The following is a 20,952-nucleotide window of genomic DNA, read 5'->3' on the forward strand; positions in this document are numbered from 1 at the left end:
GGTCGGCTCAACGCCTCCGGGGCGGCAGCGGGAAGAACATCGACGTACGGCGGGCGTACTCGGGGTAGCCGTCGCGCTGCATCATCGTCCGCTCCAGCAGCCGGGCGCCGGTGGCGAACACCAGGAAGTACGTCATCGCGATCGGGGCGACGAGCGTCAGCAGGCCGGGCAGCCAGCCGGAGGCGAGGCCGCCGGCGAGCCAGATGCCCCACCAGACGCAGGCGTCGCCGAAGTAGTTCGGGTGCCGGGTCCAGCCCCACAGACCGCGGTCCATGACCGGGCCGCGGTCCGGGTCGGCCTTGTACGCCGCCAGCTGGGCGTCACCGACGGACTCGAAGACGATGCCGACGAGCCAGACGACCGAGCCGACGACGACCAGCGGCCACCACCGGACCTCGAGGGCCGCGCCCACCTGGACCGGCAGCGAGATCAGCCACAGGGCGAAGCCCTGGACCAGGAAGACCTTGCGGACCGCCACGCCCAGGCCGACCTCGGAGAGACGGCCACCGAGGAGCTCCTCGTAGCGCGGGTCCTCCCCGTGGCCCACGGCCCGGCGGCGGATGTGCCAGGCGAGGCGGAACCCCCATAGAACCACCAGCGCCAGCACGACCCACCGCCGAGCCGCTCCTTCATTCGCCGCGAGCGCCGTCGTGGCAGCGATCGCGACGAAACCCAGTCCCCACGCGATGTCGACCACGGCGACGCGGTCGACGGCGCGGGCGATCAGTGCGGTCACGGCCATCAGCCCCGCGGCCGTGGCCAGGGCGACGAGCAGGACCTGCAGGACGTCGTTCACCAGGTCCGCACGGCCGGGAGCGTGTGGGCGGCACCGGGACGCACCATGAGGATCTGGTCGACGCCCATCCGGCCGTCGCGGAAGGCCATCGCGCCGCCGACGAGGTAGAGGCGCCACACGCGGACGACCTCCTCGCCGACGAGCTCGGTGAGCCGCTCGACGTTGGCCTCGAAGCGCTCGAGCCAGCCGGCGACGGTCAGCACGTAGTGCTCCCGCAGGCCGTGCACGTCGCGGACCTCGAGCCCCCCACGCTCGAGGTACGCGACGGTCTCGCCGACCGGGCGCATGTACATGTCCGGCGCGATGAACGACTCGATGAACGGGCCGCCACCGGGCCACCGGCCGCTGCGGGACATCTGCTGGATCAGGACCCGGCCGCCGGGGCGGACCGAGCGGTGCAGGACCTCGGCGTACGTCGGGTAGTTCTTCTCGCCGACGTGCTCGCCCATCTCGATCGAGGAGACGGCGTCGAAGGTGCCGCGCTCGGGCACCTCGCGGTAGTCCTGCAGCCGGATCTCGACGCGGTCCTGCAGGCCGCGCTCGGCGATCCGGGCGTCGATGAACTTCTTCTGCTCGGCGGCGATCGTGACGCCGGTGACCTGCGCGCCGAAGTGCTCGGCGGCGTGCAGCGAGAGCGAGCCCCAGCCGCAGCCGACGTCGAGCAGGGTCATGCCCTCCTCGAGGCCGAGCTTGGTGCAGATCAGGTCCAGCTTGGCCTTCTGCGCCTCCTCCAGGGAGACGTCCGGCGTGACGTGGTAGCCGCAGGAGTAGGCCATCGACTGCTCGAGGATCAGCGAGTAGAACTCGTTCGAGAGGTCGTAGTGGTGGCTGATCGCGCGGCGGTCGCGCAGCGCGCTGTGCAGGCGACCCTTGATGTTGGCCTGGGAGGCCGGGGGAGCCGGTGGGCGGCCGAGTGCACCAATGCCGACGGCCGTGCGTACCGCCTGGACGACGGCCGCGGGGGTCGGTCGCCCACCGCTCAGTCCCCGGTCGCGAGCGACCGAGAACGCATGGGTGAGGGCGGAGTCGAGCGTCCAGCCCCCCTGGTCGTGGACCTCGAGCTCGCCCGTGACGTAGGCCTGCGCGGCCCCGAGCTCGCCCGGGTGCCAGAGCAGACGGCGTACGGCGTCGGCGGAGGTGAGCTCGACGAGCGGAGCGTCCACGGGGCCGGTCTCGGAGCCGTCCCAGGCGCGCAGCCGCACCGGCAGGTCGCCGCCGACGAAGGGGCGCACCGCCTCGGCGAGCTGGTGGGCGACGCCGACCGCGGTGGGCGTCGTCGTGCGCTGGTCGGTCGTCGTCATCGGGCGCTCTCCTCGTCAGGGCGGGTGAAGGTCAGCTGGTTGACGTCGATGTAGCCCGACGCGAAGCCGCCGCGGGAGTACTCCAGGTAGAAGTGCCACATCCGCAGGAAGGTCTCGTCGAAGCCGAGCTCGACGACCCGGTCGTGGGCGGACTCGAAGGCCTCGTCCCACAGCCGCAGCGTCTCGGCGTAGTGCGCGCCCATCGAGAGCCGGCCGGTCAGCCGCAGCCCGGTGTGCTCGCGGGTGATCTCGTCGAGCACCTGCACCGACGGCAGGAAGCCGCCGGGGAAGATGTACTTGTTGATCCAGGTGTAGGTGTTCTTGGTGGCGCGCATCCGGTCGTGCGGCATGGTGATCGCCTGGATGCCGACCTTGCCGCCGGGCGCGAGCACCCGGTCGATGGTCTCGAAGTAGGTCTGCCAGTACTGCCAGCCCACGGCCTCGATCATCTCGACGGAGACCACGGCGTCGTAGCTGCCGGTGACGTCGCGGTAGTCGCAGAGCCGGACCTCGACCTGGTCGGCGAACCCGGCGTCGGCGATGCGGGCGTCGGCGAGCGCCTTCTGCTCGGTCGACAGCGTGATCGTCACGACGGTGGCACCCCGGCGCGCGGCGCGGATGGCGAGCTCGCCCCAGCCGGAGCCGATCTCGAGCACGCGGGAGCCGTCGGTGACGCCGGCCTGGTCGAGCAGCCGCTCGATCTTGCGGGCCTGGGCCTCCTCGAAGACCTCCGGCGTGGCGGCGTACGGCGCCTCCGCGACGAGCAGGTCGCCGGTGCGGTCGTGGGCCGGGACGACGGCGCCGTCGAAGAGCGCCGAGGAGTAGCTCAGCGTCGGGTCGAGGAAGAGCTCGAAGAGGTCGTTCGACAGGTCGTAGTGGTGCGCGATGTTCCCGCGGGTGTTCGTGGTGCTGTTGCGGTGGTAGCGCGGCGGCCGCGAGACGACCAGGGCCCGGAGCTTCTGGAGGTTCTGCGGGATCAGGTCCGCGACCTCGGAGGCCAGCACGGTGAGGAACTCGCCGAGCTCGGCGGAGTCCCACGACCCGGTGAGGTAGGCCTCGCCGAAGCCGATCAGCTGGGCACGGCCCAGGCGCGCGAAGAACTCGTCGGGACGGTGCACGGTCGCGACCGGGCCGCCGCGGCCGAGGGTCTCGGCCGGCGAGGACGCGCCGGCCGCCACCTCGACGGTGACGTCGAGGCGGTTGACCGCGGAGCGGAAGAGCCGGCGGGCGATGCGGGCGGAGACGGCGGCCCGCGGACCGGACGGGATGACGTCCAGGCCGGGCCAGTAGTTCGCCGAGGGTCGGGCGGGAGCGAGGGTCATCGCACGCCTTCCTGTGAGTGGGCCGGTCGGGGGCGGACCGGCAGTCGACGGGCCCACAGCACGATGCCGTGGACGCGGATGAGCAAGGACCCGAGAAGTGCGGAGGGCGCCGCGCGCCAGCCGTCGCGGCGGTCGCCGCCCGAGGAGCGGGTGCCGCTGAGCGAGGCGCTGAAGACCGCGCCGTCGTCGGTGCGGAGGCTGACCGCGATGTGGAGCCGGGCGTCGGGGAGCGCGGATGGCACGGGGACGGCCAGGTCGTAGGTGCCGTCGGTGCCGTGGAAGGGCGAGACGTACATCGCCTTCGGCGTGGTGGCCCGGCCCTGCTCGTCCGGGTGGACAAGGTAGGCGTGCCGGTCGCCGTAGGTGTTGTGCACCTCGACGACGGTGGCGACGGGCGCCCCGCCGGCCGAGAAGCACCAGAAGACGCTGATCGGGTTGAAGCAGTAGCCGAACGCGCGGGCGTGCGCGGCCATCACGATCCGGCCGCCCTGGAGGTCGAGGCCCTCCTCCTGCGCGAGGAACGCCTCGACGTTCTCCCGGATGCTGCGCGACGGGTCGCCGAGGTGGTCGCGCGCCTCGAAGCTGCCGAGCACCGGGGCCAGCCGGCCGTGGCGGGGCAGGTCGTCGAGGTCGACGAGCCAGGTCCGCGAGCGGTTCGTGAAGGTGCGCTCGAAGGGCCGGCGGCGGACGTGGCTGATCGTGGTGTCGTAGACGCCCGTGGGCACGGTCGTCGCGACGTCCTCCTCGGTCGACCACAGGAAGCCGAGGTGCTCCACCGCGGCGAGCCCGGAGCGCGCGCCGTCCTCGTGGAAGCCCCAGCCGTGGTAGGCGCCGGCGAAGGCGATCCGCCCGGTGTTCAGCTCGGGCAGCCTGGCCTGGGCCGCGACCGAGACCGGGTTGTAGAGCGGGTGCTCGTACTCCATCCGGTCGATCACGGTCGCGGGGTCGACGAGGTGCTCGCCGCCCAGCGTGACGAGGTAGTGCGTCTTGGTGTCGAGCCGCTGGAGGCGGGTCAGGTCGTAGGTGACCGTGACGCCCTCACCGGCCCGCTCGGGGCGCAGGAAGTTCCACGACGCGCGGGCGTTCTCCGCGCGGGGCAGCAGCGAGGTGTCGGTGTGCAGCAGCGCCGTGTTGGGGGAGTACGGCATGGCGCCGAGCAGCTCGCGGTGCAGGTCGGTCGGCTCGGCCAGCATCGTGAGGGCGTGGCCGGGGTGCGTGGCGATGACGACGGCGTCGTACGTCGCGGTCGTGCCGTTGCCGTCGGTGACCTCGACCCCGTCGGAGGTCTCGAGCACGGACGTCACCTTGGTGCCGGTGCGGACGTCGTGGATGCCGGCGCCGACACGGCGGACGTACTCGTGCGAGCCGCCGGTCACGGTGCGCCAGGTCGGCGAGCCGAAGATGCTGAGCATCCCGTGGTGCTGGAGGAAGGAGAAGAGGTAGCGCGCGGGGTAGTCGAGGGCGACCTCGGGGTCGCACGACCAGACGGCCGCGACGACCGGCTCCATGAAGTGCCGGGTGAAGTACGGCGTGAACCCGCCGGCCTCGATGAACTCGCGCAGCGTGGTGTCCGGGCCGTCCGCGCCCTGCGCCAGCACGGCCTTGGCACGGCGGTGGAAGCGCGGGATCTCTGTCAGCATCCGGAGGTACGCCGGGCGCGAGAGGTTGTCGCGGGTGGGGAAGACGCCCTTGCGGCCGAGCGCGCCGGCCCACTCCAGGCCGGTGCCGTCGTCGCGGATCGACATCGACATCTCGGACTCCTGGGTCGCGACGCCGAGCTCGGCGAAGAGGCGCAGGAGCACCGGGTAGGTGCGCCGGTTGTGCACGATGAAGCCGGTGTCGATGCCGAGGACGTGCTCGGTGCCGTCGGGCCGGGTCTCGGTGACCCGGTGCGTGTCGGCGTGGCCGCCCAGGCGCTCGTCGGCCTCGTAGAGGGTGACGGACGCGGTGCGCGAGGCGACGTGGGCAGCGGTCAGCCCGGCAACGCCGGACCCGACGACCGCGACCCGCCGTGACGGGTGGCGTCCCATCAGGCGTTCTCGAAGCTGAACTCGGCGATGGGCGTCGTGGTCGGCACGTGCGAGCCCCCGGCGGGCTCGACGGTGATCCCGGCACCGGTGGCGTTCTGGATGTCGCCGTCGAGGACGACGGTGGCGTCCTCCGCGGTCATCAGCCCGGCCTTGACCATGCCCTTCTGGGCGTCGCGGATCCACATCTCGTAGATCTGGTCGTCGGTGAGCGGGGGGAGGTTCTTGGTCATCACGACGATCTTGTTGAGCGACCGGGACGCGACGACGGTGGCCTCGCCGCCCTGGCCGAGCTTCTGGGTACGCGTCACGGCGTCGGGGGAGGCGAGCACCTGCTCGGCCGCCGACAGGGTGGGCGGCACCTGGCTGGTGTCGTCGCCCGCGAGCTGGTCCCACACGATGCCGCCGGCACCGAGCGTGGCGACGACCGCGGCGGCGGCCACGAGGCCGCGCAGCCAGGGACGACCCGGACGCGAGGAGCGGGCGGTGCCGGACGTGGCCGCGGCGGGGTGCGCGGGGACGACCGGGGCCAGCGGGCGGACCGTGGCGATCTCGGCCAGCACGCGCTGACGCAGGGCGCCGGAGGGCGTCAGGGTCGTGAGCTCGGGCAGCATCGCGGCTGCCTCGCGGAGGCTGTCGACCTCGGCCTGGCACTCGCTGCACTCCGCCAGGTGGCGGGCGAAGCGGGCACGCTCGAGGTCGTCCAGCGCGTCGACGGCGTAGGCGCCGGACAGTGCGTGGATGTCGCCGTTGAGGTCGCTCATGCGCCTACTCCCATCGCGTCTCGGAGACGGATCAGTCCGTCTCGTATTCGTGTCTTGGCGGTGCCGACCGGGAGGTCGAGCATGCTCGCCACTTCTGTGTGCGTGTAGCCGCCGAAGTAGGCCAGCTCGAGTGCCTGGCGCTGGACGTCCGTGAGGGTCTGCAGCGCGCCGCGCACCCGGCGGGCCTCGAAGGAGGCCTGGACGGCTTCCGCCGTCGTGTCGTGCTCCGTGGGTTGGTTCTTGTGGTGGTACGACGTGTCCCGCCGCGTGGACGCCTCGGCCGAGCGGACCCGGTCGACCGCCTTGCGGTGGACGATCGTGAACAGCCACGCCAGGGCACTGCCCTTGGCGGCGTCGTAGCGGGAGGCGGTCTTCCAGATCTCCAGGAAGGCCTCCTGGCAGACCTCCTCGGCCTGCGCGGGATCCCGGACCACCCGGACCGCGAGTCCGAAGACCCGGGCCGAGGTGGCGTCGTACAGCCGGGCGAAGGCAGCCTCGTCCCCGCGCCCGCTGAGCTTCAGCAGCTCGGCGAGCTCGGGCGCCACCGGTGCCCCCTCCGAGGAGGGGGCACCGGGGGCAACAGGTCGGATCGGGTCCACGACGTCAATCCTCTCCTGTCCGAGGCTCATTGGCGACTATCAGGCAGCCGGCATGAGCACGGTGTCGATGACGTACACCGTGGCGTTCGCGGTCGGGATGTTGCCGCAGAGGACCTTGGCGTTGTCACCGGCGACGGTGAAGTTGTCGCCCGAGCCCTCGACCTTGAGGGTGTCGCCCGCGAGGGTGTCGTGCTCACCGGCGATCTGGTCCGGGCCGAGCTGGCCGGCGATCACGTGGTGGGTCAGGATCTTGGTGAGCGTCTTCTTGTCGGCGAGCACCGCGTTGAGCGTCTTCGTGGGGATCTTCGCGAAGGCGTCGTCGGTCGGGGCGAACACCGTGAGGGCGTCGGCCGAGTTCAGCGTGTCCACGAGGCCGGCCTTGGTGACGGCGGCGACGAGGGTCTTGAGGAGCGGGTTGGCGCTCGCGGCGGTGGCGACCGGGGCGGTGGCCATGCCGTTGAAGGAGCCGTCGCCCTCGGTGGGGATGGCGGAGCAGCCCGGGCCGAAGGTGTCGGCGCCGGCGTCGGTCGCGGCCGAGGAGGACTCCTCGGTCGGGGACGGCGCGGCAGCGGACGACGAGGTGTCGTCCGAAGCGGTGGTGGAGCTGTCGTCACTGCTGCAGGCGGCGAGGCCGAACGACAGGCTCAGCGCCGCGGCGGCGAGGCCGGTGTTGCGGATGGTGGTGTTGAGCTTCATGAGGGTTGGACCTTCCGTTGTGGTGACTTACACGAGTGATTCGGGGCGGGGACCGCTCCGGATTGGGCGGATCTGAGGTTTCTCAGGAGATTTGGGGTGACTCAGGCCACAGTGACGACGATTTCCTGGATGCCGCTCGAGCCGTCGGGGAACGGCGTCGCCCGGGCGGCGGTCTGCTTCTCGTCGTCGCCGCTGATCGCGCGGACCGCGAGCGAGTGCTGGCCCTTCTCGGCCGTCCAGGGGAGGTACCACTGGCGCCAGTAGTCCTGGCCGCCCGTCGGACCCATCCGGGCCTCCTGCCAGGCGCCGCCGTCGACGCGGACCTCGACCTTGGAGATGCCGCCCTGGTGCTGGGCCCAGGCGAGACCGCCGATGACGGTGCGACCGGGGTCGATCGTGGACAGCGGCTTGGGGGTGTCGATCCGGCTGGAGATCTTGATGGGGGCGTCGGTGGCCCAGTCCTTCTTGGTCCAGTACGAGTCCTGCTCGGCGTACGTCGTCAGCGTCATTCGGGTGATCCACTTGGTCGCGCTGACGAAGCCGTAGAGGCCGGGGACGATCATCCGGGCCGGGAAGCCGTGCTCGCGCGGCAGCGGTGCGCCGTTCATGCCCACGGCGATCATCGAGTCGCGACCGTCGAGCGCCACGTCGAGCGGGGTGCCGATGGTCATGCCGTCGACGTCCGTGCTGAGCAGCTGGTCGGCCTTGGTGCTGTCGATGCCGGCCTTGTCGAGCAGGTCCTTGAGCGGGACCCCGAGCCAGCGGGCAGCGCCGAGGTACTTCCCGCCGACGTCGTTCGAGACACAGGTGAGCGTGATGTCGCGCTCCATCAGGTCCATCGCGAGCAGGTCGTCGTAGCTGAACGACACCTCGTTGTCGACGTCGCCGTCGATGGTCAGCGACCAGCCCTGGCTGGTGACGACGGGCAGCGTGAGCCGGGTGTCGACGCGGTAGAAGTCCTTGGTCGGCGTGCGGAACGGCGAGATGCCGGGGACCTTCTCGTCCAGGCCGGCCGGGAGCTTCGGGGCCGGGTCCTTCGCGGCGGGGAGGTCGATGTTCTCCGGACGCGTGCGGTACGACGTGATCCAGCGGCCCGCGCCGCCGAGGACGGCCGCGGCGGCCGCGAGGGCGCCGGCGGCGACGAGGACGCCGCGGCGGCTGGCGCCCCGGGCCTCGCCGTGGGTGTCCTCGCTCGGGGCGGAGCCGGTGAGGGGGGCGCGACGCCAGGTCCGGTCGAGCAGCCACAGGGCGCCCACGCCGACGACCGCGGTGGCCAGGGCGGGGATCGCGTCCTGGACGCCGGCGGCCGGGCGCGAGAGGGCGGTGTAGCCGGCGATCGCGACGAGCAGCACGAGCAGCGCGGCGCCGAGCACGAAGCGCTTGCGGGCGAGCAGGCCGCCGATCGCGGCGAAGACCAGCACGCCGAGGAAGACGCTGCCCACGAGGATCGTCTTGTCGTGGGTGCCGAACTGCCGGATCGCCCACTCCTTCATCGGGGTGGGCGTCAGGTCGATGACCTGGGAGCCGACCGCGAGGACCGGGGAGGACGACGGGTTCAGCAGGGAGGCGACGAAGTGGCCCGTGGCGACCCCGACGAGGGTGGCCAGGATGCCGAAGCCGGCGTAGGCGAAGCGATTTCTCATACCGGTGGTTCGGAGCGGGCGGCCTTCCGGATGTGTCCGGGGCGGTCCTGGGGCAGGATGGCGGCCATGTCCGAGACCCCCGCCGAGCTCGTCCACTACGGCACCGCCGACGCGGTGGCCACGATCACCTTCGACTCGCAGCACAACCGCAACGCGCTCTCGCGCCAGCTCGTGACGGAGCTGATCGCGCACCTCGAGGCCGCCGAGGCCGACGACGCGGTGCGCGTGGTGCTGGTGCGGGCCGAGGGGAAGGTGTTCTGCTCCGGGGCCGACCTGTCCGAGGCGAGCACCGAGGGCATGGAGGTCGGCGCGAGGCGGATCGTCGACCTGCAGCGCCTGGTCGCCACGATGGCCAAGCCGGTCGTGGTGCGGGTGCACGGGGCGGTGCGCGCGGGCGGGATCGGCATCGTGGCCGCGTCCGACGTCGCGATCGCCGCGGAGGACGCGACCTTCGCGCTCACCGAGGTCAAGTTGGGGCTGGCAGCGGCGATCATCTCGCTCACGGTCCACCACCGGATGAACCCGCGCGCGGCGGCGCTGACGACGCTCGGCGGCGAGGTGTTCGGCGGCCGCGACGCCGCGGCGTACGGCCTGGTCACCGCCGCGGTGCCGGCCGACGAGCTGGACGCGCGGGTCGAGGAGGTCTGCGCCTCGCTCGCGACCGGCGCGCCGCAGGGGCTGCGGGAGTCCAAGCGGATCCTCAACCGCGACCTCGTGGCGCGGATCGACGCGCACGGCGAGGAGATGGCGGCGCTCAGCGCGCGGCTGTTCGCCTCGGACGAGGCCCGCGAGGCGATGACGGCCTTCCTCAACCGCCCGAAGAAGAAGTAGCGCGACCGGGCAACCCTTTCCGGCGCCCGCCGGGTCACTACGGGCATGACAGCACTGGCCGGGCCCTCGGGAGCCCTGACCGCCACGGGGGGACCGGTGGGCGACAGCGGGAGCGGCGACGCCGTCGGGTTCGACGAGTTCGTCGCGGCCCGCTCGGGCGGACTGCTCCGCACGGCGTACCTCCTCACCCACGACCACGCCCTCGCCGAGGACCTCCTCCAGACCGCGCTGGCCAAGGCGTGGTTCGCCTGGTCGCGGATCGAGGGGCGCCCCGAGCCGTACGTCCGCAAGGTGCTGGTCAACACCTACGCCTCCTGGTGGCGGCGGCGCTGGAACGGCGAGCTCGCGACCGAGGAGCTGCCCGAGCGCGGCGGCGGGGCCGACGGGACCGACACGGCCGACGCGGGGCACGACCTGTGGCGGGCGATGGAGCGGCTGCCGCGGCGGATGCGGGCGGTCGTGGTGCTCCGTTACTTCGAGGACCTGACCGAGGCCGAGACGGCGCGGCTGCTCGGCTGCTCCGTCGGGACGGTCAAGAGCCAGACGAGCAAGGCCTTCGCCAAGCTGCGGATCGACCCCGCGCTGGCCCGCGACGACGACCAGGGGGACCTGCGATGAGCAGCATCGACGACCTGCGCAGCACGCTCGAGCGGCACGCCGACGGCCTCGCCGACCACGACCTCCACGTCCGGCCGGTCGCCGTGCGGGCCCGGGTCCGGGCCGTGCGGCGTCGCCGCCGGTCGGTCCTGGGCGGCGTGGCCGCCGCGGTCGTGGCGGCCGCCGTCGCGACCACGCTGGCGGTCGGTGCGGACCGGTCGGCACCGGTGGCGGACCGGACGCTGGCCGGCCACGTCGCGCCGGCCTCGCTGACCTCGCTGGGCTACACCTACGCCTTCGACCGGGCGCGCCAGGGCGACGGCCGGGCCGTGCTCGACCTGCCGGAGTCGGAGCGGCCGCGGCTGCTGTCGTGGGCGACTGAGGGCACGGACGACCGTGTGGTGCTGCGGGCGCCCGGCGAGGAGCCGCGGGTGCTCGAGGCCGACGACTTCGGCGACTTCACCTTCGTGCCGCCGCGCTCGGGCGGGCGCTTCACGCTGACCGGCACCGGGCCGGTCGCGCTGGCGGCGTACGACCTCACCGACGCGGTGCCGGCCGGGGCCACGGCGTACGGCGTGACCTTCCGCGACGAGGTGGCCGGGCAGCGCCTGGCCGGTGTCGCGATCGGCGACCCCGGGGACGCGGACGTCGCCTTCGTCGGCAGCCGGGATGCCGGTCCGATCCAGGTGTCCTACGTGTGCGCCGGCGGGCCGAAGGGTGCCTGGATCCACATCTCGCAGAACGGCGAGCAGCTCGTCTTCGGCGGCGGCTGCGACGACCCGCTCTTCGACCCGGCCGGTCGCGGCGGCTACGGCTCCACCCTCGGCCGCAGCGACGCGTCGGACCTGACCCTGCGGATGTGGGTGACCGACGGCGAGCACGGGCCGGTGGTCGAGGACCCGGACCTGCGCATCGGCGTGGCGGCGTACACCCCGGCGCCGGCGGTCGAGAAGCTCGCCGGGACCGCGGTCGCCCGGACCGTGGAGCACGACGGGCACCTGTGGACGCTCGTCGACACGACGAGCAACGAGCCCGGTGCCCGGACGCTCGAGGTGGCCGGCGTCGACGGCCGGGAGACGCTCGCGGTGCTGGCCTTCGGGCGCACCGGCCGCGGGGTCGTCCGCACGCTCGCCGACGGTCGGCCCGGGGCGGGGACGTTCGCGGCCGGCGGGTCCGGCTCGACCGAGCAGCTCATCCCCGCCGGCGACCACACCGTCGGCCTGCGGGCGACCGGCGCGCGCCTGCGGCCGGACCTGCGGCTCGGGGTGGCGCGCTACGTCCGGGCGGAGTGAGGCGCGGCACCCCGAAGGGTGAAGGCGCGGAATGCCGGCTCGACGGGGACCCGCAGCAGGTAGGCTTCTTCACTCGCCCGCGCGCTCCGCGTGCCGGCATCCGGGGGAAGTTTCGGGTCTGAGGGGAAGTCGCACGTGGCAGAAGAGCTCGTCGAGCGCGAGGTCGCCCAGGAGCAGGCCTTTGTCGACAAGGTCTACGTCCAGCTCGAGTCGTCCGCTCGCGCCGCCCAGCAGCTGGCGCGCGAGGGCCACGAGCGCGGCCGCCTCGGCCACGAGGGCGGCCTCGTCGAGCGCGACGCCATGGTCTTCCAGGCCGCGAAGCGGATCGCCCAGCTCGACGCCGCCCACGAGGGCCTGGTCTTCGGCCGTCTCGACCTGAACCCCGAGCTCGACGCGGAGCCGCGCTACGTCGGCCGGATCGGCCTGCGCGACGGCAACCGCGACTCCCTGCTGATCGACTGGCGGGCGCCCGCCGCCGCCGTGTTCTACCAGGCCACCGCGGCCGAGCCGCACCACGTCGTACGCCGTCGGGTGCTGCGCTGCGTCGGCCCGGACGTCGTGGGCGTCGAGGACGAGCTGCTCGACCCGACCGTCGAGGGCGCCGACCAGCTGCCGATCGTCGGCGAGGGCGCGCTGATGGCCCAGCTGTCGCGGGCCCGCGACCGGTCCATGCACTCGATCGTCGCGACGATCCAGGCCGAGCAGGACAAGGCGATCCGTGCGCCCGGCAAGGGCGTCGTGGCGATCTCCGGCGGCCCCGGGACGGGCAAGACCGTCGTGGCGCTGCACCGGGCGGCGTACCTCCTCTACACCGACCGCCGCCGCTACGAGCGCGGTGGCGTGCTCGTGGTCGGGCCGAGCGGCGTCTTCATGCGCTACATCGAGCGGGTGCTGCCGAGCCTCGGCGAGACCGCGGTCGCGCTGCGCAGCCTCGGCGAGGTCGTCGACGGCGTCCGCGCGACGCGGCACGACGAGCCGGCCGTGGCCGACGTCAAGGGCTCGGAGCGGATGGCCGAGCTGATGCGGCGCACCTCGCGCCAGCAGGCGCCGGGCAGCCCGCAGGAGTTCCGCATCTTCTGGCGCGACGACACGATCGTGCTCGACCGCGGCACGCTGGGCCGGCTGCGCCGCCAGCTGATGTCGCAGGGCCGCCGCAACCGTCAGCTGCCCCGCGTCGCCCCGACCCTGCTCGACGCGATGTGGCGCCAGGTGCGCGGCGAGCGCGGTCGCGACCGGGGCCGTGAGGCGTTCAACGACGAGATGCTCGGCGACCACCGGTTCGTGGACTTCGCGGTGGCCTGGTGGCCGCCGCTCGACGCGCCGCAGGTCCTGGACTGGCTGCGCGAGCCCGAGTTCCTCTCCCGCGTCGCCGACGGCCTGCTGACAGCCGAGGAGCAGCGGCTGCTCGCGAAGTCGTGGAGCGGCAGTCCGTCGCTGTCGGTCGGGGACGTGCCGCTGCTCGACGAGCTGCGCTACGCCCTGGGCGACGTCCCCGCCAAGACCGAGGACGAGCGCGACCTCGACGACACGATGTCCCTCGCCGAGGGCGGCGTCGACATGCAGGAGCTGGTGACGGCCGCCGACCGCGAGTACGCCCCCACCGGCCGTGCCTGGGCACCGCCCACCCACCGCATCGAGGACGACCCGTTCTCGCACGTGCTCATCGACGAGGCGCAGGACCTCACACCGATGCAGTGGCGGATGGTCGGCCGCCGCGGCCGGACCGCGTCCTGGACGATCGTCGGCGACCCGGCCCAGTCGTCGTGGCCGGTGCCCGCGGAGTCCGCCGCCGCCCGGGCGGCCGCGCTCGAGGGCAAGGTCGTGCACGAGTTCCACCTGTCCACGAACTACCGCAACAGCTCCGAGATCTACGAGTACGCCGCGGCGTACGCCCAGCGCGTCGGCCTCGACGCCGACCTCCCCACCGCCGTGCGGTCGACGGGGGTCTCACCCCGCGAGGTCACCGGGGTCTCGGACCTCGAGGCCGCCACCCGCGAGGCGGTCGTCGAGATCGCCGGCCAGGTCGGCGGCACCGTCGGCATCGTCGTCCCGGTCGCGCGGCGCTCCGAGGTCAACGCCTGGCTGGCGTCGTGGCCGGAGGTCGCCGACGACGCCTCGCACGCCCGGGCCGCGGTCGACTCGTCGGTCACGCCGTCCGGCGAGGACCGGATCGTCGTGCTGACCGGTCTCGACACCAAGGGCCTGGAGTTCGACGGGATCGTCGTCGTGCGGCCGCAGGAGATCGAGGACGAGTCCGCCACCGGGCGGGCGACGCTCTACGTCGTGCTCACCCGCGCCACGCAGCTGCTGACGATCCTGTCCTGACGGCCGGCCTGCCGTGGGGGAGTCGTCGACGGGCCGGGTGCGGGTCTGGCACGCCGGGGACGGCTGGGGCGTCCTCGACTCCGACGCGACGCCGGGCGGGTGCTGGGCGCACTACTCGTCCGTGCTGGTGCCGGGCTACCGGTCGTTGAGCGCCGGGCAGGCGGTGGGGTTCACCTTCGAGGCGCCCGGCCAGGACGGGTTCGACTTCCGTGCGGTCGAGGTGTGGCCGCTCGACTCGGGGCGGGGTGAGGCGGTTGTCGAGGCGGCCGGGCCGGGGGGCGCGGCGTACTCGTCGACGCTCGACCTGTCGTTCGAGGACGGGTCGAGCGGCGGCCCGGAGCTCAGAGCCTGAGCCGGTCGACGACCTGCCCGGCGGCCTGCGCGGGTGTGAGGTCGGTCGTGTCGACCACCTCGGCGGCGGCGTGGAGCCACGTGCGTGAGGCCTCGGCGTACGCCTCGACGTGGGCGTGGCGGAACGGCGAGGGCCCGAGGGTGGTGTCGCCGTCGATCCGCCGGCGCAGGGTGGCCTCGTCGGCGTGCAGCACGACGTGGCGGACGCCGATCCCGTGGTCCGCGAGGCCGGTGCTGATCTCGTTCCAGTAGGCCTCGACGAGCACGGTCATCGGCATCACCAAGGTGCCGCCGGTGTAGGCGAGCACGTGGCGCGCGGTCTCGACCACGAGGGGCCGCCATGGCGGCCAGTGCTGGAAGTTGCCCAGCTCCGGCAGCCCCGGCGTGATGTCCATGAGCGCCTCGCCGACCTTCTCGGCGTCGAAGATCCGCGCATCGGGCAGCAGTCGCTGCACGTGGATGCTCGTCGCGGTCTTCCCTGCGCCGTGGGTGCCGTTGAGCCAGACGATCACGCGGCGACGGTAGCCCGTCGCGGGCGCGGGCAGTTTCTCGCTCGCGGGAGATTGTGCCTCTAACCTTGTATTCGAACAGATACTCGATTATCATGAGACGTGGCCATCCTCCCGATCGACGACCTCGATGCCGGCGACACGCTCGCTGCGCTCGAGTCGGGGGTGCGCCGGCGCCGGGCGGCCGAGGTGGAGGACCTGCTGCTGGTCGCCCACTGGGCGGACCTCCACGCGAGCGACCCCCGGTGGGATCCGCGGCCGGTGCCGGGGATGCCGCGGCCGCCCGGCAGCGACCGCCTCGTCCGGGTCGGGGGTGAGGGCACTCCCGCGGTGCGGGAGCTGACGCTGGTCGAGCTCGGTGTCGCCCGGAGCGTCCACACCCTCGCGGCCCGGTCGACCGTCGCGGACGTGCTCGACCTCCGGCACCGGCTGCCCCGGCTCTGGTCGCTGGTCCGTTCGCTCGAGGCCGAGCCCTGGCTCGCGTGCAAGGTGGCCACGAAGTCCCGGCAGCTCTCCGCCGAGGTCGTGCACCTCGTCGACGACGCCGTCGCGGCCGCGATCACCGGCGAGAGCCCGTCGCGGGTCCTCGCGATCGCGGACGCCAAGGTCATCGAGGCCGACCTCGAGTCCCACGAGCTGCGGCGCCGTGCCGAGGAGCAGCGCCGCCACGTGACCCTGCTCCGCACCGACCCGCACGGCCTGCGCTCGATCGTCGCCCGGGTGAGCGCCGGCGACGCCGTGTGGATCGATGCCACGGTCACCCGCGTCGCCGAGATCCTCGCGAGCCGACCCGAGCACGCGGACATGCCGCGCGACGTCCTCCGCTCGATCGCGATGGGCTGGCTGGCCCGCCCCGCGGACCTCCTGGTCCTCATGCTCGAGTCCGCTGACGTGCCGGCGCCCGACGCGCCCGAGGCTCCCGAACCCGAGGATGCCTCTTCGCCGTCCCGCGCCCTGGCGGTGCCCGCCGACCTGCTCGACACCCTGCGCACCGTGGACCCCGCGAGGCTGCGGCCCCGCGGGTGCGTCTACGTGCACGTGCACGAGACCACCCTGGCCGGGATGTCCGGCGTCGCCCGGGTCGAGGACATCGGCCCGCATACCCTCGCCCAGGTCCGCGACCTGCTCGCCCACGCCCAGGTCACCGTGAAGCCGGTCATCGACCTCGCCGACCGGGTCAGCGTGAACGGCTACGAGCACCCCGAGTGGCTCAAGGAGCGGATCCACCTGCTCCGCCCGGTCGACGCCTTCCCCCACGCCACCCGGACCTCACGCCACGTCGACCACGACCACCCGGTGCCCTACGACCCCAACGGTCCGCCGGGGCAGACCCACTCCCACACCTCACAGCCACTCGGCCGCACCGCCCACCGGGCCAAGACCCACCTGGGCTACACCGCCACGCCCCTGCCCACCGGCGAGATCGTCTGGCGTACGCCGAACGGCTGCTTCCGCATCGTCGACCACACCGGCACGCATCCGCTCGACGAGGCGGACTACCGCGCCCTGGTCGGCGACGACCCCGACGAGCCGTAGGTCCGGCGAGACTCGAGCTGGTGGATGGCGACCTGGGTCAGTCGGTGCCCACCGCCACTACCCCTCGGCGCTCACGGTCCGGACCTCCACCCGTCCGAGCGAAGCCGCTCCCCGGCTCCGGCGCAGGAGGTGGTCCAGCGCCTTCCGGTCAGACGCCGCGACGGCGATCTCCATCGGGCCGTCGCTCGAGACCTCCACTCCCAGCAGCCGGAAGCGCGCGGCGAGACGGCGGGTGAGACGCATCCGCTCCTCGTAGAGCCGCGTGGACCCGTTGGCGGTGTCCAGGCTCAGCCGGTAGGGCCCGGCGGCGACGTCGAAGGCTTCGATCTCCTCGAGGGCGGCGTACCGGTCCGCGACCGCCACGACCTCGTCCAGGGTCGCGGTGTCGTCGAGCCGGATGCTGGCGTTCGGCAGCACGGGGTAGGCCTCCCGGCGGAAGCGGACGACTCCGGCGTCGCGCTGGGCGGCCACGAGGTCGTCGACCATGGTCCGGTCGGCGTGGATGCCCGCGCCGGTGGCCAGGGTCGCGTGCCGCGACCCCTCGAGGGTGACCTCGACGGACTCGACGCTGCCGTCGTCGATCTCGCCGCCGTAGGCGTCGAAGACGTCCATGACCTGGGCCGCGGACGCGTCCGCCGTCATCGTGATCGTGAGGTACTTCGGGATCTCCGCGAACGGGATGTCGTCGTCACCGTCGTTCTCCTGGGCCCGGACCCTGACGACGCCCGGCAGGTCGGCGGTCGCCCGCTCGAGCGAGGCCGGGGAGGTGGAGCACGCCACGAGCAGCGCGCTCGCCGTCGCGGTGGCGACCGTGCCCGCCAGCAGCCGAGTCATGGCGGGACCCTAGACCCGGCCGGCGGGTCACGGGGTGGGAACGCAGCGGTCAGCCCGACGCGTCCAAGGCGTCCAGGGCGTCCCGCACCGTGTGCGCGACGCGGTCCGGCATGCCGGCGACGTCGAGCGCGGCGCGGCCCGCGACCTGGCGCGGGATGAACTCCTGCCACTCGACGTCGAAGCACAGCAGCGAGCGCAGGTCGGCGCGGCGGTCGACGGGCGCGCCGGCCGCGCGCTCGTACGCCGTGAGGTGGCCGGCCGCGGCCTGCGGCCCGAGCAGGACCGCCAGGTTCAGGCGGCAGTGACCGACGTCGGTCCCGCGGCTGGCGACGCCGGCGTGCGGCCAGTCGACGACGCCGGTCAGCCGGCCGTCGAGCCACAGCACGTTGAAGTGCTGGAAGTCGCCGTGCACGAACGCGAGGTCGTCACGGGGCGGCGGGCCGTCGGCGGCCTGGCGGGCGGCCTCGCGGAGGCCACGGTCGGCGATCCAGTCCAGGGCGCGGGGTCGGTCCTCGTACCGGTCGGCGGCGGCCCGCGGGTTCGCGGGGAGCGGGGTGACGGTGTGGACCGCGGCCTGCGCGGCCGCGAGCTGCGCCAGCCACGAGGCCGGGTCGGCGGGCGCCAGGTCGGGCTCGCCGGCGAGCGCCGTCGTGAGCGTGCGCCGCGGGCCCGTCGCCACCAGCTCGGGGACGGGGACGCCGTGTCCCGGACTGGCGGCCAGCGCCGTGAGGGCCGCGGCCTCGCGCACGACCAGGTCGGTCGTCCCGTCCTCGTCGGCCCAGCGCCGCAGCACCACCTCGACGTCGCGGCCGGGCAGCGAGACCGTGAGCCGGTCCATGTCGGCGGTGATCCCGCCGACCAGCCGCTCGACGGCCACCACGCGGCCGCCGGGACCCACCTCGCCGCCGACCCACGCCAGCAGGTCCGGGCTCGGGGCGGCGTACTCGCGAGGCACGACACCAGTCTGCCAGCGGTGCCAGACTGGGCGCATGGAGCGCAGGACGTACGACGTGGTGCCGCTCGACGAGTCGAGCTGGCCCCTCTTCGAGGCGCTCGTCGAGGCCAACAACGGCGTCTTCGGCGGCTGCTGGTGCATCGGCTTCCACCCCGAGGGTCCCCGGGCGAGCGCCGAGGTCAACCGTGAGCGGAAGCGCCAGCGGGTGCTCGACGGCACGACCCACGCGGCGCTGGTCCTCGACGACGGCGCCTGCGTCGGCTGGGCCCAGTTCGGCACGCCCGAGGACCTGCCCCGGATCAAGAACCGTCCGGCGTACGAGAAGGAGCTCACCGAGCTGCCGGACTGGCGCATCGCCTGCTGCTACGTCGGCAAGGGCCACCGCCGCCAGGGCGTCAGCACCGCCGCCATCGCCGGCGTCCTCGACCTCGTCGCGCAGCGCGGCGGCGGCCGGGTCGAGGGCTACCCGGAGGCCGCCGGGGACGTCGCGGCCGGCTTCCTCTTCCACGGCGCGCTCTCGACCTACGAGCAGCTCGGCTTCACCCGCGAGCGCAAGATCGGGAAGCACCGCTGGGTCGTCTCCACGGTGGTCACCCCGGCCTGAGGGACGCGCGGCCTCACTAGACTCGCGCCATGCCTGAGACCCCCGATGCCCGGACCGCGATCGAGGCGCTCCAGGGGCACGAGGCGTGGGCGATCATCCGGCGCTCGACGCGGGCGGGCGACAAGGACACGGTCGGGCTGATCGGCGGTCGTCGCAGCGTCGTCGACTCGCTGCTCGACGTGCCGCTCGAGGAGGGCGTCCCGGCCGAGGGGCACATCGCCGACCGGCTGCTGGCGATCCCGTTCCGCCAGGTCCGCGAGCGCGGTTTCGAGGCGCACGACGACGGGACGCCGCTGGTCGTGGTCGACATCGAGTCCGAGCTGGAGTTCTCGGTCGCCGAGGTGATCGCGGCGATCGACGACACCGGGATCGAGTTCGCCGACCGCGGCGGCTTCGAGACCGACGACGCGACGTACGGCGAGCTCGTCGACGCGATCATCCGGGACGAGATCGGCCAGGGGGAGGGTGCGAACCTCGTCGTCGGCCGGCACTACCGCGCCCGGGTCGCCGACTGGGACGCCGGCAAGGCGCTGACCGTCCTCAAGCGGCTGCTCGAGCGCGAGCGCGGTGCCTACTGGACCTACGTCGTCTTCACCGGCGACCGCTACCTGATCGGCGCGAGCCCCGAGCGGCACGTCTCGATCCACGGCGGGGACGTCCGGATGAACCCGATCAGCGGCACCTTCCGGATCCCGCCGGACGGCGATACGAAGGCCCAGCTCCTCGACTTCCTCCACGACGAGAAGGAGATCTACGAGCTCTTCATGGTCGTCGACGAGGAGCTCAAGATGATGTGCGACATCTGCAACGAGGGCGGCCAGGTCCTCGGGCCCTTCCTCAAGCCGATGAGCCGCCTCGTGCACACGGAGTACCTCCTCGCCGGCCGCACCAGCCGCGACCCGCGCGAGGTGCTGCGCGACACGATGTACGCCGCCACGGTGACCGGCTCGCCGGTCGAGAACGCCTGCCGGCTGATCAAGGAGTACGAGCAGTCCGGCCGCGGCTACTACGGCGCCGCGCTCGCGATCCTGGGCCGCGACGCCCAGGGCGGCCCGGTCGTCGACAGCCCCATCGTGATCCGCACCGCCGACGTGGGGCTCGACGGCTCGCTGACGGTCACCGCCGGGGCGACCCTGGTGCGCGACTCGGACGCGGCGTACGAGGTCGCCGAGACGCACGCCAAGGCCGGCGGCATCCTGAGCGCCTTCGGCCTGGTGCCCGCGGCGCCGGTGCCGACGACCGACATCGCCGGGCTGGTGCTCGACGAGGACGTCCTGCTCGCGCTGAACGCCCGCAACCGGCGGCTCAGCCGCTTCTGGCTCACCGACCAGGGCGGCTCGCCGCCGGACCCGCGCCTGCGCGGCCGCAGCGTGGTGATCCTCGACGGCGAGGACGACTTCGTGAACATGCTGCGCCACGTCCTCGGCGTACTCGGCATGACCAGCGAGGTCGTGCGGCACGAGGAGTACGCCCCCGGCGCGCTCGACGGCTTCGACCTCGTCATCGTCGGGCCCGGCCCGGGCGACCCCCGCGACGGCGACGACCCCAAGATGGCCCAGCTCCGGGCCGCGGTCGCCGAGCTGATGGCGCAGGGCCAGCCGTTCCTCGCGGTCTGCCTCGGGCACCAGGCGCTGTGCCACCACCTCGGCATCGAGCTGGCCTACAAGGACATCGTCTTCCAGGGCACCCAGTCGCCGGTCAGCATCGACGGCCGCACCGAGCGGGTCGGCTTCTACAACACGTTCGTGGGGCGGGCCCCGACCGACGCGCGCCTCGACGGCGACGTCCACGTCGAGGCGGACCCGGAGACGCGGGACATCCACCTGGTCCGCGGGCCGCACTACGCCGGTATCCAGTTCCACGCCGAGTCCATCCTCACCGAGCACGGCTACGACCTCCTTCACGAAATCGTGACCAGCCTGCTGCTGGAAGACGCCGCGCCCCCTTCCGCAGCGGAGTAGCGTGGAGGA

The 20,952-nt window shown here is 73.2% G+C and carries 19 protein-coding genes; 8 read left to right on the forward strand and 11 right to left on the reverse strand.

What is annotated here, in order from left to right; all coding sequences use genetic code 11:
* Positions 1 to 7: 7 nt before the first annotated feature.
* From H5V45_RS12280 to H5V45_RS12315, 8 genes are all read right to left on the reverse strand, one after another.
* Complete coding sequence (locus H5V45_RS12280; protein WP_343061540.1) at positions 8 to 796, reverse strand: DUF1295 domain-containing protein; 789 nt, start codon at positions 794 to 796, stop codon at positions 8 to 10.
* Positions 793 to 2,097 (reverse strand): SAM-dependent methyltransferase, encoded by a 1,305-nt coding sequence (locus tag H5V45_RS12285; RefSeq protein ID WP_185253184.1) that lies wholly within the window; start codon positions 2,095 to 2,097, stop codon positions 793 to 795. The genes H5V45_RS12280 and H5V45_RS12285 overlap by 4 nt, the downstream gene beginning before the upstream one ends.
* On the reverse strand, positions 2,094 to 3,419 hold the full coding sequence (locus tag H5V45_RS12290; RefSeq protein WP_185253185.1) for an SAM-dependent methyltransferase: 1,326 nt from the start codon (positions 3,417 to 3,419) through the stop codon (positions 2,094 to 2,096). The genes H5V45_RS12285 and H5V45_RS12290 overlap by 4 nt, the downstream gene beginning before the upstream one ends.
* Positions 3,416 to 5,449, reverse strand: coding sequence for an FAD-dependent oxidoreductase (locus H5V45_RS12295; RefSeq protein ID WP_185253186.1), 2,034 nt, complete (start codon positions 5,447 to 5,449; stop codon positions 3,416 to 3,418). Before H5V45_RS12295 ends, H5V45_RS12290 begins: the two co-directional genes overlap by 4 nt.
* Positions 5,449 to 6,210 (reverse strand): anti-sigma factor, encoded by a 762-nt coding sequence (locus tag H5V45_RS12300; protein WP_185253187.1) that lies wholly within the window; start codon positions 6,208 to 6,210, stop codon positions 5,449 to 5,451. Before H5V45_RS12300 ends, H5V45_RS12295 begins: the two co-directional genes overlap by 1 nt.
* Positions 6,207 to 6,755: an ECF RNA polymerase sigma factor SigK gene (gene sigK, locus H5V45_RS12305; protein WP_343061541.1), complete on the reverse strand. Its 549-nt coding sequence runs from the start codon at positions 6,753 to 6,755 to the stop codon at positions 6,207 to 6,209. The genes H5V45_RS12300 and sigK overlap by 4 nt, the downstream gene beginning before the upstream one ends.
* A gap of 93 nt (positions 6,756 to 6,848) precedes the next feature.
* Complete coding sequence (locus H5V45_RS12310; protein ID WP_185253189.1) at positions 6,849 to 7,505, reverse strand: fasciclin domain-containing protein; 657 nt, start codon at positions 7,503 to 7,505, stop codon at positions 6,849 to 6,851.
* A gap of 101 nt (positions 7,506 to 7,606) precedes the next feature.
* Positions 7,607 to 9,148, reverse strand: coding sequence for a molybdopterin-dependent oxidoreductase (locus H5V45_RS12315; protein ID WP_185253190.1), 1,542 nt, complete (start codon positions 9,146 to 9,148; stop codon positions 7,607 to 7,609).
* 66 nt (positions 9,149 to 9,214) lie between these two features.
* Here H5V45_RS12315 and H5V45_RS12320 point away from each other — a divergent pair, with 66 nt between their 5' ends.
* The 5 genes from H5V45_RS12320 to H5V45_RS12340 all read left to right on the forward strand — a co-directional run bounded on the left by H5V45_RS12320 (position 9,215) and on the right by H5V45_RS12340 (position 14,545).
* Complete coding sequence (locus H5V45_RS12320) at positions 9,215 to 9,979, forward strand: enoyl-CoA hydratase-related protein (protein ID WP_343061542.1); 765 nt, start codon at positions 9,215 to 9,217, stop codon at positions 9,977 to 9,979.
* Between the two features lie 45 nt (positions 9,980 to 10,024).
* Positions 10,025 to 10,597: a SigE family RNA polymerase sigma factor gene (locus H5V45_RS12325; protein ID WP_185253192.1), complete on the forward strand. Its 573-nt coding sequence runs from the start codon at positions 10,025 to 10,027 to the stop codon at positions 10,595 to 10,597.
* Positions 10,594 to 11,868, forward strand: a complete 1,275-nt coding sequence (locus H5V45_RS12330; protein ID WP_185253193.1) for a hypothetical protein — start codon at positions 10,594 to 10,596, stop codon at positions 11,866 to 11,868. Before H5V45_RS12325 ends, H5V45_RS12330 begins: the two co-directional genes overlap by 4 nt.
* 135 nt (positions 11,869 to 12,003) lie before the next feature.
* Positions 12,004 to 14,193 carry a UvrD-helicase domain-containing protein gene (locus tag H5V45_RS12335; RefSeq protein ID WP_185253194.1) on the forward strand — a complete coding sequence of 730 codons (2,190 nt, stop codon included), beginning with the start codon at positions 12,004 to 12,006 and terminating at the stop codon, positions 14,191 to 14,193.
* A 37-nt stretch (positions 14,194 to 14,230) separates the two neighbouring features.
* Positions 14,231 to 14,545: a S1 domain-containing protein gene (locus tag H5V45_RS12340; protein WP_221633994.1), complete on the forward strand. Its 315-nt coding sequence runs from the start codon at positions 14,231 to 14,233 to the stop codon at positions 14,543 to 14,545.
* Here the strand turns inward: H5V45_RS12340 and H5V45_RS12345 are convergent.
* Complete coding sequence (locus H5V45_RS12345) at positions 14,535 to 15,056, reverse strand: ATP-binding protein (RefSeq protein WP_185253196.1); 522 nt, start codon at positions 15,054 to 15,056, stop codon at positions 14,535 to 14,537. The genes H5V45_RS12340 and H5V45_RS12345 overlap by 11 nt on opposite strands.
* A gap of 99 nt (positions 15,057 to 15,155) precedes the next feature.
* Here H5V45_RS12345 and H5V45_RS12350 point away from each other — a divergent pair, with 99 nt between their 5' ends.
* Positions 15,156 to 16,589 carry a hypothetical protein gene (locus H5V45_RS12350; protein WP_185253197.1) on the forward strand — a complete coding sequence of 478 codons (1,434 nt, stop codon included), beginning with the start codon at positions 15,156 to 15,158 and terminating at the stop codon, positions 16,587 to 16,589.
* Between the two features lie 57 nt (positions 16,590 to 16,646).
* Here H5V45_RS12350 and H5V45_RS12355 read toward each other — a convergent pair whose 3' ends face one another.
* Both H5V45_RS12355 and H5V45_RS12360 read right to left on the reverse strand, forming a co-directional pair.
* Positions 16,647 to 17,423 carry a hypothetical protein gene (locus H5V45_RS12355; protein ID WP_185253198.1) on the reverse strand — a complete coding sequence of 259 codons (777 nt, stop codon included), beginning with the start codon at positions 17,421 to 17,423 and terminating at the stop codon, positions 16,647 to 16,649.
* 49 nt (positions 17,424 to 17,472) lie between these two features.
* A complete protein-coding gene (locus tag H5V45_RS12360; protein WP_185253199.1) occupies positions 17,473 to 18,378 on the reverse strand; it encodes a phosphotransferase in 906 nt (301 codons plus the stop codon).
* A 34-nt stretch (positions 18,379 to 18,412) separates the two neighbouring features.
* Between H5V45_RS12360 and H5V45_RS12365 the strand changes: the two genes are divergently transcribed.
* Both H5V45_RS12365 and H5V45_RS12370 read left to right on the forward strand, forming a co-directional pair.
* A complete protein-coding gene (locus H5V45_RS12365; protein WP_185253200.1) occupies positions 18,413 to 18,982 on the forward strand; it encodes a GNAT family N-acetyltransferase in 570 nt (189 codons plus the stop codon).
* A 29-nt stretch (positions 18,983 to 19,011) separates the two neighbouring features.
* Positions 19,012 to 20,943, forward strand: a complete 1,932-nt coding sequence (locus H5V45_RS12370) for an anthranilate synthase family protein (RefSeq protein WP_185253201.1) — start codon at positions 19,012 to 19,014, stop codon at positions 20,941 to 20,943.
* Positions 20,944 to 20,952: the final 9 nt, after the last annotated feature.

This window comes from Nocardioides luti, from assembly GCF_014212315.1.
GTDB lineage: Bacteria > Actinomycetota > Actinomycetes > Propionibacteriales > Nocardioidaceae > Nocardioides > Nocardioides luti.

Excerpts from the sequence above, each read along its gene's own strand:
- H5V45_RS12285 (WP_185253184.1), bottom strand. The coding sequence starts at position 2,097 with ATGACGACGACCGACCAGCGCACGACGACGCCCACCGCGGTCGGCGTC.
- H5V45_RS12290 (WP_185253185.1), bottom strand. The coding sequence starts at position 3,419 with ATGACCCTCGCTCCCGCCCGACCCTCGGCGAACTACTGGCCCGGCCTG.
- H5V45_RS12310 (WP_185253189.1), bottom strand. The coding sequence starts at position 7,505 with ATGAAGCTCAACACCACCATCCGCAACACCGGCCTCGCCGCCGCGGCG.
- H5V45_RS12355 (WP_185253198.1), bottom strand. The coding sequence starts at position 17,423 with ATGACTCGGCTGCTGGCGGGCACGGTCGCCACCGCGACGGCGAGCGCG.
- H5V45_RS12365 (WP_185253200.1), top strand. The coding sequence starts at position 18,413 with ATGGAGCGCAGGACGTACGACGTGGTGCCGCTCGACGAGTCGAGCTGG.
- H5V45_RS12320 (WP_343061542.1), top strand. The coding sequence starts at position 9,215 with ATGTCCGAGACCCCCGCCGAGCTCGTCCACTACGGCACCGCCGACGCG.
- H5V45_RS12325 (WP_185253192.1), top strand. The coding sequence starts at position 10,025 with ATGACAGCACTGGCCGGGCCCTCGGGAGCCCTGACCGCCACGGGGGGA.
- H5V45_RS12300 (WP_185253187.1), bottom strand. The coding sequence starts at position 6,210 with ATGAGCGACCTCAACGGCGACATCCACGCACTGTCCGGCGCCTACGCC.
- H5V45_RS12370 (WP_185253201.1), top strand. The coding sequence starts at position 19,012 with ATGCCTGAGACCCCCGATGCCCGGACCGCGATCGAGGCGCTCCAGGGG.
- H5V45_RS12330 (WP_185253193.1), top strand. The coding sequence starts at position 10,594 with ATGAGCAGCATCGACGACCTGCGCAGCACGCTCGAGCGGCACGCCGAC.
- H5V45_RS12295 (WP_185253186.1), bottom strand. The coding sequence starts at position 5,449 with ATGGGACGCCACCCGTCACGGCGGGTCGCGGTCGTCGGGTCCGGCGTT.
- H5V45_RS12315 (WP_185253190.1), bottom strand. The coding sequence starts at position 9,148 with ATGAGAAATCGCTTCGCCTACGCCGGCTTCGGCATCCTGGCCACCCTC.